Raw genomic sequence first — 12490 nt, 5'->3', positions numbered from 1 at the left:
CGATGAGCACTTCCCAGGACGTCGTCATTCTCGGGGCCGGAGTGATGGGCCTGTCCGTGGCACGCCGGCTGGCGACGATGGGGTCGCGGGTGACGGTGTTGGATCCAGTGGAGCCCGGAGGACAGGGCTCGCGAGCGGCGGCGGGGGTGGCGATTCCCTCGGTGCGGCTGCTGGATGACCCGGACATGCTCGCCTTCACGCGGGCGGCACACGGTGTGCTGGCCGAGGAACTGGCCTCACTGGGTGATGGCCCGAGCCTGCGCCGGGGCCAGGGTGTGCTCCGGGTGGCGATGGATGCGAAGGGCAGGGATGCGCTCGGGCAGAAGGCGGCGAACCATCCTGAGTGGCTGGGCACCTGGATGGACGCAGCGCGCGTGGTGGAGCTGGAGCCCGCGCTGGAGGGCACGCCGATCCTCGGGGCCTTCGTGACCGAGCAAGGCTTCATGGTGGACACGGAGGCCTACCTCAACGCGCTGTTGCACGACCTGCATCGGAAGGGCGTGCGGGTGCGCCTGGGCGAGGGGGCTCGCGCGGTGACCGAGGTGGACGGTGGGGTGGAGGTGCGGACGGAGAATGAGACGCACCGGGCGGGACGGCTGGTGGTGTGCGCGGGGGCGTGGTCGGGAGGAATCGCGGGACTGCCACCGCTGCCGGTGAAGCCCCTGCGAGGGCAGATGCTGACGATCTTCCACCCGGAGGTGAGGCTGACGCGAGTGGTGTCGGGGCCCACGTACTTGGCGCCCTGGCGCACGGGGGAGATCGTCGTGGGAGCGACCGAGGAGGACGCGGGTTTCGCCTGTCATGTGACGCCGACGGGCCTGATGCACCTGGGGGCCACGGTGGCGAAGCTGGCGCCGAGGCTGCGCGAGGCACGCTTCGGGAGGGCATGGGCGGGACTGCGCTCGGTGACACCGGGAGGCAAGCCGCTCATCGGCCGTTACCCGGGGACGAAGGCGGTGCTGATCGCCAGCGGGCATGCGGGGCAGGGCATCCTCACGAGTGCGCTCACGGGCCGCGCCGTGGCGGAACTCATCGAGCACGGGCGCAGCGAGATTGCCGCCGCCTTCGAGCCGGAGCGAGTGCTCGCCATGAGCCCGGAGCGTTCGTAGGCTCCTCGCTCCTTGTCTGCTGCTATGCTCGCCGGGCTGGTTCGCCCGAAAGCGGAAATCGGTCGGCCCAGTGCAGGGGAGTACTCAGGCGCTGGCCGTCATGGCCAGGCTTCAGGGCGTTTCGCCGGGGGGGATTGTCATGGCCGCACCGTCCAGGGCTCAGCCGGTTCCGCAATACACGTTCACGACCATCGAAAACCTCAAACGGGACTATGGCGATCCGCTTCTGAGCGGGCCTGGGACCGAGGAGAAGGACGCCCTTTTTGGTCAGGTGGCCTTGCCGACCTTCGAGGCGAACAATATCTGCACCCTTGACGCCACCCGTTTTGGCTTTGCGGCGGGAGCGAACAACAGCCGCCTGCGAGTCCATGTCGCCATCCGGGACATCGTCACCGCCGCGCTGAGCGAGGTCGGCGAAACGGCCGCGCGACTCGGGTACGCGCTCCGGTCTATCGAAGGCTTCCACCTGCGCTACACGAACAGCCCGAGGACCAGGGCGGAGCTCTGTCTCCAGCCGGCGATTCAGGCCGTCGTCGAGCCGTATTACCGCCAGAAGCACGCGGGGGATACGCGGCCCTGGGAACAGGTCTTCACGGCGGCATGCGCCGAGTACGATCTGAACTTCCTCAGCCTGAAGAAGCATTTCCTGTCGGCCCACGCCTGGGGTCTGGCCATCGACATCAATGGCGCGGAGTACCGGGAGGGCACCAAGACCTTCGACATGCCACGCGAGCTCGTGGCGGTCCTCCGCAAGTACGGTTTCGGCTGGGGCGGCTTCTTTGAAGGCGATGCCATCGACGCGACGCACTTCGAGTACGTCCTCACGACGACCACATCGCCCAGGGTGTTCTTCCCATTCCAGCGCGTGGAGAGGGTCGAGTCACCCCTGCGCTACTACCAGAACAACGAGTCGGGTGACTCGGGCTTCTATCCGCTCGGCCAGAACCAGATGCTGCACGGTGGCATCCATGTGCACCCGGACTCCGCCGGTGCGCTCACGCCCGTGCGGGTGATGATGCCGGGCTACGTCGTCGCCGCGCGTTTCGTCCGGCCTGGCCAGGCTGGCGACAACCCCATGCTGCAGGAGTTCGTCGCGGATCGTCATCTCGGCTTCGTGCTGGTCCGCCATGAGCTCGCTCCGATGGAAGGGTCTCCTCCGCGTCCGGCGCGGCCCTTTCCGCTCTACTCGCTGTACATGCACCTGGCGCCGGTGGAGCTCGACAACCCTGATACGTCTACGAGACAGATTGGCTGGCTCCAGAGCCTGTTGAACCTGCGTTCCGGCTCGGTGGTGGATCTCGACCCCTCAGGCCAGACGCTGGGGCAGAGCTTCTGGGCGAGCAAACCCCTCCAGGAAGGAGCCGAGACCGCCGAGGTTCTGGCGCGCCCGGCGCCCATGCCCCTCCGGAAGGATGGCAAGCGGGTGGCCGTCGCGCGGCCTACACCCGAGGACGTGCGTGAGGCGCTCGAGGCCTTCAAGAGCGGAGCCATCGCGACCTTCGATCAGCCCCTGCTCCCGGTGCAGGGCGGAGAAGTCATCGGCTTCGTCCGTGCGGTGGAGAGAGGAATGCCGACCTTCCTTCATTGGGAGGTCTTCTCTCCCGCGGGGGAGGGGAGTGGAATCAGCAAGCTGCGCGGCTACCTCTCCGCCCGGAGTGCGCCGCGAGAGAAGTTCCTCGAGGTGAAGGAGGAGCGGGAGGACAACTTCCTCGACATCCCGGACAACCCGGCCGCCGAAGGCAACGAGCTCAAGAAGATCTTTGTCGATCCTCTGCCCCCGGAGGACCGGCAGCTTTTCGAAGGAGTGGTCACCCGTCGCAATTATGGGAATGCGCTCACCCGGGTGATGAACGCGGCCAGATCGTTCTCGACACAGGATGGAGACGATGCCTCCACCCGGGAGACGGACGAGCAGTCCCCCCAGAGGAAGAGCCACTTCTATTTCCCGACGAAGATCGTCCTCAAGAACACCTACCGCTACGAGGGGCCGGGCGCGCCGAGCAAGCTCCAGGTCCGATTCGAGCGCAACGGGGAGGCCATTGGTCGGCCAGGGGAGATCTCCATCAGCAGTTGGGGGCCGACGCTCGAGTTCGTGGTCCAGGTTCCAGCCGGGGCAGACACCCTGATCCTCTCGTCCGAGGACTTCTTCCTGGACGAGAACAGGAATCACGGCCACGAGGCCGAATACCGCCTCAACCTGTTCTGGGACGCGGTTCCGAACCGCTGGCGCAACGTCGTGCTGCAGCACCTCAATGAGTGGAGCCCCAAGGGGCTCGAGCAGCTCCTGAAGAAGCTGGAGGAGAAAGGCATTCTGGAGCAGCAGTTTCCCGAAGCGGGACGGACGGCTCAACAGCGGCTCGAAACGCTCAAGAAGCAGCTGCGGCCGATGACGTGGTGGAACAGGCCGAAGGCCGCCGGAGATGACTTCGGTGAGGTTGCCATTCTTGGTCCGGGCAGCCAGGAGCGCTCACTCTTCGCCCAGAACCCGGATGCGAGCCGCCTGCCAGCGCAGGGCAACCTCGTCGACATGCACCCTGTCACGGCGCTCTGGCTCATCGACACGCTCCTGGCAGAGAACAAGCTCTCCCTCGTCAAGAGCTGGGCGCCTGGCTCGTGGTTGCACGGGGAGGATGCGGCACGCGCGCGTCTTCTCACGCTGCTCTACAGCGGCGACAACCGCCTGGGTCTGAAGTCCTGGGCTGTTCTGATCCACACTGGTTACGGGAGTGGCGAGCAGGTCGTCTTCAAACTGAGTCCCGTGTCGGGTTCCGGGGTGACGCAGCCCTTCACGATCGGTTCCGCCACCTACGAAAAGGGGGTCGCGGCGCTTGGCTTCCAACCGAGCGTATGGGGCAGTTGGAAGCTCGAGGCCTTCAAACGAGACGGGACCACCGCCATCGAGGCGGCGAACGCACCGGCAGATGAACCGCGCGTCCAGTTGGAGCTCGCTCGGCCACAGCTCGCCCCACGGGCCGCTTTGAAGGTGGAGCCCATCGTCGCCAGGAACGCACCGGTGCGCTACCGGGGGACCGTCGACTTCACGAACAACTGCCCCGTCAGTGCGCAGGGCTTCGTGTATTTCAAGTGCTGGCAGCTCGCGCCGAATGCGGCTCCCAACCCGGGGACTGCTGCGCCCGAAGTCTCCGTCCACGCCATTCCGGTGACCGCGACCCGCGTCCCGCCCGCACGAAGGGAAGTCAACGGAATCACCATCGATGAGCAGGGCATGGTCATCCGGGCGCGCAACAGGGCAACGCTCGTTGTGCCATCCTTCTCCTTCCAGGAGTTCGACGATGCCGCCAGGACCGACCCTCCACCGGGCGGCCGCGGTACCGCACCGAAGAAGATCGCCTTCAAGCTCTGTGAGCGGCTGAGTACGCTGCGCGGCCTCGTGCCTGGTAGCACCCACAGGCTTCAGGTCCGGAGCGTGGCTCATGATGGCCTCTCCCTCGTGGTTCGCCCTGTCCCCGTGGCGACTGGGAGGGCAACTCCCGTGGCCGCCAACGCCTACCGGGCTGCCCTCGACAGGCTCGCGGAGGACTCGAGCTTCAGTGAGACGATGGGCGAAGCCCCGAACTACGACATCGAGATCAAATACACACCCTCTGATGGTTCCGGCACCCTGACCTTCGACTTCGATCCGAAGGCCGTCTTCGCGCAGCTCCTGGAGGGGATGACCGTCCAGGACGGCAGGGCCGTCTACGCGAAGCCCGTGCTCTTCATCCCCACGGGCGGGCATCTCTGGTTGAGCGAGGAGGACAGGGCGTCTCGCCAGGGCTTCGTCGGGTTCAATCGCACGGAGTTCGCGGGACGCTGTGGGGGGGAGGACGGCTTCCTGGAAGTCGAGTCCCCTTCATTGCTCGGGCCGCTGTTCAAGATGGGCGCGGGGGAGATCACGACGAAGATGCTCCCGGATGACGAGCTTTGCGCCGAGCTTGAGTTGCGTGGCAATCCAGAGATGTGGACCAACGCGAAACCCTTTCTCTTCATCCAGGCGGGGGCGCAACGCCTCGAGTCCACCGCGGTCCTGCGCGCTGCCGGAGCCGGTCGGCGCATCCTGCAGGGGAAGTGGAAATTGACGACCGCCGCCGCGGGCCAGCGTCTGGCCGGGCAGACGGTCACCATCGGCTTCGACCTCAAGAAACCGGAAGCCCTCGATCACCGTCTGCAGGTAGCACCCATCACCGTCAATCTCACCCCGAAACTCGAGTCTCTCGAGGCGCCGGTGCTGGTTGGCGGGCGGGTCTACCGCCTCGTGGGCCGCGCGAACTGCGTGGGCCCTGATCGCGACCTCGTACTGGAATGCCGCTTCACCGATGCCGCGGGCGAGCCGCGGGATACCCGGCTGGAGCGCAACCTCAGGTACGACCGGCAGAGCTCGACTCAGGGGCAGGGCACGTGTGACGATCACGGCAATTTCGGCGTCCAATTCAATCGCGAGCGCGTGGCCGATGGCAGACCCCGGCGTTTCACCTGGCGCCGTGTTTTCGGGAACGGCATGGTCAGTGGCGTTGCCATCGGCGAGCTCACGGTCGAGTTCAACCCGGTCACCGTCGATGCTCCAGAGACGACGTCAGCGCACTGAGGAGGTCCTTCCATGGATGAGAGCCGTCTGACACGTGTACAGGTCGGCACGTCCGGCCAGTTCGAGTTCACGCTGGTTCCCAGGACGACCCTGACGCTGGATGCGCCGCAGCCAGGCACCATCCAGGCCCTGCAGAGTCCGGGGGGACTCGAGGTCGAAGTCCCCATCCAGGGGACGTGCAAGAACTTCCCCTCGGGGGATCTCCCTTGCCAGCTCACCTGGTTGGTCCTGAAGGCTGGTGCCATGGAACCGGAGGCCTTCCCGGTGGCCGACGCGGTCATCAAGTTCGATTCGAGAACCCGCTTCCATGTCGAGGTGGGGGGGCGTGCTCCCAAGGTCGACTTGCTCAAGCAGAAGCTCTTCGGTGCTGGCGCGCTCGGGTACCGCATCGCCCCTCGGTTCCCCCATGCCCCGGCAGCGGAACTGGCCCCGGGTGCGCTGCGTTTCAACAACCCCCTCGACTTGAGGGTCACGACACCCGGCGGTTCCCTGCGATTCGGAAGCAAGGTGACCTTCGCGGCGAGCTACGGCCGGATCTTCGACGCGGCGATTCTGCAGGTGCGGATTGTCGAGAACGATGAAGGCGAGGCCCAGACGGTTGGCCCGGGTGGGAACGAGTTGGCGGCCTTCCAGTGGACCCGTGGCAACCAGGCTGAATGGGCCTGGTATATCGGGTTCCAGGACAGTGCCAGGACTCGCATGTGTTACTGCCAGGCGGCGGAGGCCGGTGACTACGAGTACACCTACGTCTTCGAGGGCTCGAGCGATGGAGGCAGGACGTTCACCGTGATCAAACAGGACTCGGCGCTCCTCAAGCCGATTCCACGTCCCAAACTGACGAGCTTCAGCCTCACGCGCGATCAGAGCCTATGGTTGGACACCATCTACGCCCAGGGCCAGATCGAGAACTTCGTGGAGGGAGTGGGGGTCGAGCTCCAGGTGGCGCTCGTGACCCACGACATGGTCGGCGCTCCGGCTGCTGGAGCGCTCAGGCGCGTCACGGGGAGGCTCGAGCCCGGTGGCCGGTTCAAGATCGAGCTGGTTCCCTGGCTGGCGAATGCGCACTACAACCCCGAGAAGTCGTTCGCGATCCTGTCCTTCTCGGAGCTCAGTGCTCCCGGAGGAAGCGGGATGCCTCTGTCGGCCTGGCTCGCTTTCGACGCGAGCACCTTCATCTGCTTCGACGATGCGGCGATGGACATCGCCTACGGGAATCAGGGACGGTGGATCTGCTCGACCGAGGTCAGCAGGTTCCGCAAGACGCCGGCACAACTCCTCGAGGATGCGACCGTCAAGCGGGTGCTCTACCTGAATGGCCAGGTGGATGCGGAAGTTCACGACAAGCTCAAGAAGATCCTGCGTGGCGACTTGCAGGTCACCAAGGATGAAGCGGACTTGAGGCTGGTCAGGACCCTCAAGCGCGCCCTGGTGTACACCGGGTTCCCGACTTTCGGGGTGGGCGGAGTGGGGGCCACGGGTTCCTACAAGACCTCGGGCGGCTACGATGAGCATATGAGCAACGGCGTGGCCCTGATGCTCCGGGAGTGGGCGCCAGAGGACCTGCTGGATGACGCCGGCAATCCCATCTCCGAGTCCACCCTGGTCTTCCACTCGTCCTACGACGGGAGGAATGGCGCGCCGGTGACCCCGGATGTTCTCAGTTTGTTCCCCACCGTTCCCATCCGCAGCCGCGGTTTGGCGGGCCTCTTGAATGCCATCCAGGGGTTGACGCAACGGAAGGAGATCTACCTCGGGAGCCCAGACGCGGCGATCACCAACCTGGATCTGCTCGACCAGAGAAGGTACCCAAGTACCCGGGACATCGTCAGCCGTTACAAGGAGGGAATCCTCAGGCTGCTGCAAGACGACTACTCCGATCTGAACCTGAACCCCATTTGGGTCGCCGCGGTGATCAAAACCGAGACGAATGGCCTGCCGGTCCCGAAGTTCGAGCACCATTTGTTCCGGAGCTACTACTTGAAACTCGCTTCTGGGCGCGACTGGAGTACAGCGGAGCGCGCTCAAGCAGCCCAGGCGTATTTGGATGAGCCCGCGAATCGGTTGAGCGCGGAGGGCTTCAAGGAGGCTCGCATGCTCTGCACGAGCTACGGTCTCGGACAGCTCATGGGCTTCAATATCGTTACCGCCAAGGTCAAGGGACGCGATGGCACCCTCGTCACGCCCACACATCCACGGCAACTGCTCATGGCGGACGAGGCAGACCAGGTGCGCATGGTCCTCAACCTCTTGATCAGGCCAAAGAACGCGGCGGGCATTCGGCCCGACCCCCCATGTGTGCGTTTCAACGATTATGACATCTCAACCCCAGTTGAGGTGCTGCGTCTTCTTGATGTGGAAAGCGCACAAGACTGCCGGGCCTTGGCGCATGCCTATAATGGCTCGAGTTACGCGGAAAAGGGTTACCACAACCTGATGTTCCAGAACTTTCACGAGGTCAAAGCGATATGGAACGCTCCCGCAGGCACGTAGCTTTTTTGGTGATGTTTCTCTTGAGCTGCACCAGTGAAGCGGGGACGCCAGCCTCCTCCCTCGCGAGCGGCAAGGACGCGGGGCAGACCGCGAGCGGCAAGGGCGTGGGGCAGACCACGAGCGGCAAGGCGCAAGCTGGAACGCCGTCTGCTGACGAGGGTCTCGAGATCAAGAAAGAACTCGAGGCGCAGGGACTCGCGTTGGCGCGTGACAAGGCCGGACGGTGGTATCTGGGTACTCGCCAAGACGGGAAGCTCCTGCTCTCGAAACCCTTCGGTGACCAGGAGAAGCGTGTTGACCTGGTCTACGAGCAGCCCAGGCAACAGACCGTGTTGACGGTCGTGTCCGAGAGCGAGCTTGCCACCAGGACCGGTCATGAACTCATCAGGACGACATATTCCCTGGACGTGGAATTCAGGGAAGGGGCATTCCGGGTCGAGCGCTGGACGTCACGGCAGGATACCAAGGACTTGCTGGACGGTACGCCAGACAAGTTCACGGAGCAGATGGTCGACTTCGTTGGGAAGACAGTCACCAAGAATTCTTCAGGCAACTCCCCTCCGGACGTCAAAGCGCCCCTGCTCGTTGCCGGCAACAGTTTCGACGAGCAGCTGGCCTTCCGTGATTTCGTGCCGGTATATGGGGCGAAGAACCTCAAGGACGACAGCGACCTGTCAGTCCAGTTGATGATGCGCTGGGATGCGGAGAAGATTCATTTCAAGTTGAAGGTGCGCGACGATTTCGTCCTCTTTGGTAAAGACATCCACACGGACCACGTCGAACTCTGGGGGCTGCCAAAAGGCGGGGGGCAGCACTTGGTGTATTTCTACGAAAACGAAGAGATCTGGCTCGTGTCCGCGGAGTCACCTGCTTCGAAGCATCAGCTGCGGGGCGAGTACATGCTGATGTTGGATGGATATGAGGTGAAGTTCGAGATTCCTTACTTCCTCCACATGACGAGTGGTTCCTTCAAGGGCGAGGAATTCGTGGGCGGCACCATCGTCATCTCCGATACGGATCGCGACGGAAAGCAGGAGACGCTCATCGCTACCTCGGCGTTGAAGCCGAAGAGTTCCTGGACGTGGGGGAAGATCTTCCTGCGAGGAAAGAGCGATCTGCCAGAGCTCAGCGCCGAGACCGTTGTCGGTCTCTACTGACCAGACCGGGTCGTCCATCTGTCCGTCACCCGCTCAAAGGTCATCACGCTCTCCATCAGCACGGGGAAGTCCAGCTCGCGTGCGAGCCGCCAGAGCTGCTGCCAGAAGAGGGCGTCGGGGGGTAACGGCACCTGGGTGCCCACCAGGATGAGGTTGCTGTACCGGGAGGCGCCGCGCAGCATCGCGCAGTCCTCGAAGGCCCGGGCGAAGGTCTGGATTCGCGACTCCACGCTCCACTGCTCCTCGAGCGCGAGGTTGAGCACCGCGACGCCTCCGGGCTCCAGCCTGCGCCGGACGTCCTGGAAGAAGAGCGACTCCTTCAGGTGGTCCGGCGTCCCATGGTCCCAGAAGGCATCCAGGAGGATGAGATCGTAGCGGGGCCCCTGCCGCGCCATGAAGTCGGCCCCGTCCTCCACCGAGATGTGGAGCCGGGCATCCTCGCGGACACCGAAGAAGCGCCGGGCCACGTCGACGACCACGGGGTTGATTTCCACCACGTCCACCCGCGAGCGGTGGGGCAGCAGCCGGTGCAGCAGCATGGGAAACGCACCCCCGCCCAGGCCCACCACCAGCACGCGGGCGCGGCCCTCGGTGAGCGCGAGCCCGGCGGTGGCCACTCGCACGTAGCTGGTGGGGACGGCCAGGGGATCGCTCTTGAGGATGGCGCTCTGGAGTGTGCCCTCGGGGCTATCGAAGCGGAGCGTGCGCTGGTCGCCCACGTCCACCACGTACACGCGCCCGAAGGGCGAGTCGGCCTCATAGATCACTGTTTCCGAGACGCTCACGCCTGCTTGTTCTCCTGCCAGAGGCGTTGGAGTGGAAATCGGTAGCACGACTCGGCAACTCGTGCGAGAGCTTCGCGCCTGCCCGTCCGCAACCGGGCAGCCTTGTCCTCGGGAGGAGGCATGGGCGCTTCCATCACCTTCGATGACTCTCTCTGGCCGCTGCTCATCTCGCGGTTCCAGGGAGTGGTGTCGGACACGCAGTACGAGGAATACCTGTCCCGAGGGTTGGCCTATCTCCGGCGCGGAGACCTGTACGTCAGCGTCCTCGACATGGGCGTGCTCGTCGTGCCCACGGTGGTGCAGCGCCAGCGTCAGGCCGAGTGGTTGCTGGAGCACGAGGCGCTCATGCGCGAGCAGCTTCTCGGCTGCGCCCTCGTCATCACCTCGCCCTTCCTCCGGCTGGCGCTGAGCGCCATCCTGCACTTCAGGCCCCTGCCCAATCCGTACGTCGTCGTCCAGGACGTGGCCGAGGGGCTGCGGTGGGCCGCCACCCGGCTGGAGGAGGCCGGTCTCAGCGATGCCGCCGGACGCATCCGCCTCCACTTCGGCCCGCATCCCGGGTGACCGGTACGGACGCGAGGGACCGCTCTGGCCGTCACGCCCCGGTCACTCCTCCACAGGGACGGCGCTCCGCTCCGCGAGTGAGGGCTCCTGCACGCACGGAGGGGAGGGAGCAGGGTAGAGTCCGCGCCGTCTCATGATCGTCCGGGAGCCTGGTGTGTCGCGCCTGTTGGCAGCATTGGTGGTGGGAGTCCTCGCGCTCGGGGTTTCGGGCTGTGCGCACGATGCCGGTGTACCCCCGCCCGCCGAGACCGCCTCGCAGCGGACGGCCGAGGCTCCCCGGGAGCCGCTTCCCAGCGGGCCCCTTATCCTCCGGGGCGTGGTGACCTGGGAAGGCAAGCCCGTGGGCGGCGTGACGGTGAGTGCTGTCCCCCATGCCGATGTGCCGCTCTCCGCACGCACCTGCTCCTCCGGAACTCCCGGGATGACGATCCTCGACCCGGGGTGCGGCGCGATGAAGGGAGAGCTGGCGCAGACCGCGGACTGGCTCGGCCGCAAGGCGCCCCTGGCCCGGACGGTGAGCGGGGCCGATGGCTGGTTCGAGTTCAACCACCTCCGGGCCTCCACCTATGACCTCTGGGCAGTGGGTCCCAAGGGGACTGCCTTCGTGGCCGCTGTTCCCGCTGGAGCCAACGTGGCCCGGGTTCCGCTGGAAGCGGGCAGGAGTATCCGGGTGTCCGTGGAGGATGGGAGCTCGGGGCGGCCCCTTCCCGATGCCCAGGTCGCGCTGCTTCCCCGGGTCGGAGGCCAGGCCTTCCTGGCGGTCTCGGATGCTGGGGGAGAGGTCCTCTTTCCCCAGGTGCCAACGGGCGAGTACCACGCGGTCGCCTCATTTCTCGGTCGCCTCGCGGAGGCGGGCCCGGTGGACGGAGACGGCACTTCCCTTCGCCTGCATGTGCCCCGGAGCCTCTCGGGCCAGGTGCTCCGAGCGGGCAGAGAGGGCGAGGCGGGCCTCCGCGTCCGGCTCGAGGGGGAGAGATATCAGGGGCTCACGCAGACCCGAGAGGAAGGGCGTTTCCACATGACGGGCCTCCCGCCCGGCTCCTACTCACTGGTGGTTCGCGAGGGGCGGGAACTCGCGACGGTGACAGCCCACCTCCCCGAGGATCGGGACGTTACGGACGTTCGGCTCTCCCTGGTTCCCTGTAGTGAGGTGGCCGGGCGAGTCTCGCGTCCCAACGGGGACTCCCTCTCTGGGGCGGAGGTGGAGCTGCTCCTCGGCCGCGAGGGTCTCTGGCGGCGGACGCTTGCCACCACCTCCGTGGAGGGGCGCTTCCGCTTCGAGTGCGTGGAACAGGGCCAGGTGAAGCTCTCCGTCAAGGCCCGAGGGCACATTTCCCCGCTCGAGCCCCTGGCAGGGGAGCTGAGCCCGGGCGCCTCGCTCCCGGCCGACTTCACCCTCCCGCCGGCAGCCCCCGCGCGTGGGCGAATCGTGGAGCCGGGAGGGCGGGGGGTTGGGGGGGTCCGCATCGTCCTGTCCCCGCTCGATGGGCGTGGCGGTGCCGTCCGGGCTGGGGGCAGCACCACCACGGCCGAGGATGGGAGCTTCGAGGTAGACGGGCTGGCGCCAGGCCGCTACGCATACGAGCTCTCGCCGGATGAGCGGTTCCAGGGCGCCCGGGGGGAGGTACGCCTGCCGGCGACGAACCTGCGCCTCCGAGTGGTTCGCGGGCCCGCACCGGAGGATGTCCGTCCGTGAAGGGTGTGGACGAACCGTGCCTGTTCAAGCCGGGGCCGCCCTGGTAGATCCACGTCGATCCGCCTGGGGGGAGACCCGCCCCGCGCACCCGAGAGGGAGCCTCG

Annotated in this window: 7 protein-coding genes; 6 read left to right on the top strand and 1 reads right to left on the bottom strand. The window is 65.9% G+C overall.

Going from position 1 to position 12490, the window contains the following annotated elements:
• Positions 1-2: 2 nt before the first annotated feature.
• The 4 genes from OV287_RS34350 to OV287_RS34335 all read left to right on the top strand — a co-directional run bounded on the left by OV287_RS34350 (position 3) and on the right by OV287_RS34335 (position 9341).
• Positions 3-1109, top strand: coding sequence for an NAD(P)/FAD-dependent oxidoreductase (locus OV287_RS34350; RefSeq protein WP_267538268.1), 1107 nt, complete (start codon positions 3-5; stop codon positions 1107-1109).
• A gap of 139 nt (positions 1110-1248) precedes the next feature.
• Complete coding sequence (locus tag OV287_RS34345) at positions 1249-5694, top strand: M15 family metallopeptidase (RefSeq protein WP_267538267.1); 4446 nt, start codon at positions 1249-1251, stop codon at positions 5692-5694.
• Positions 5695-5706: 12 nt separating this feature from the next.
• Complete coding sequence (locus OV287_RS34340; protein ID WP_267538266.1) at positions 5707-8184, top strand: N-acetylmuramidase domain-containing protein; 2478 nt, start codon at positions 5707-5709, stop codon at positions 8182-8184.
• Positions 8160-9341 carry a DOMON domain-containing protein gene (locus OV287_RS34335; protein ID WP_267538265.1) on the top strand — a complete coding sequence of 394 codons (1182 nt, stop codon included), beginning with the start codon at positions 8160-8162 and terminating at the stop codon, positions 9339-9341. The genes OV287_RS34340 and OV287_RS34335 overlap by 25 nt, the downstream gene beginning before the upstream one ends.
• On the opposite strand, the gene OV287_RS34330 is transcribed toward OV287_RS34335, so the two are convergent.
• Positions 9335-10126, bottom strand: a complete 792-nt coding sequence (locus OV287_RS34330) for a spermidine synthase (RefSeq protein WP_267538264.1) — start codon at positions 10124-10126, stop codon at positions 9335-9337. The genes OV287_RS34335 and OV287_RS34330 overlap by 7 nt on opposite strands.
• Before the next feature lie 120 nt (positions 10127-10246).
• On the opposite strand from OV287_RS34330, the gene OV287_RS34325 reads away from it, so the two are divergent.
• Both OV287_RS34325 and OV287_RS34320 read left to right on the top strand, forming a co-directional pair.
• Positions 10247-10690 (top strand): hypothetical protein, encoded by a 444-nt coding sequence (locus OV287_RS34325; protein WP_267538263.1) that lies wholly within the window; start codon positions 10247-10249, stop codon positions 10688-10690.
• Between the two features lie 154 nt (positions 10691-10844).
• A complete protein-coding gene (locus OV287_RS34320) occupies positions 10845-12386 on the top strand; it encodes an MSCRAMM family protein (RefSeq protein ID WP_267538262.1) in 1542 nt (513 codons plus the stop codon).
• The last annotated feature ends 104 nt before the right edge of the window (positions 12387-12490 follow it).

Source organism: Archangium lansingense, from assembly GCF_026626635.1.
GTDB classification, from domain to species: Bacteria; Myxococcota; Myxococcia; order Myxococcales; family Myxococcaceae; genus Archangium; species Archangium lansingense.
This window is presented reverse-complemented; position numbering and strand designations above follow the sequence as displayed.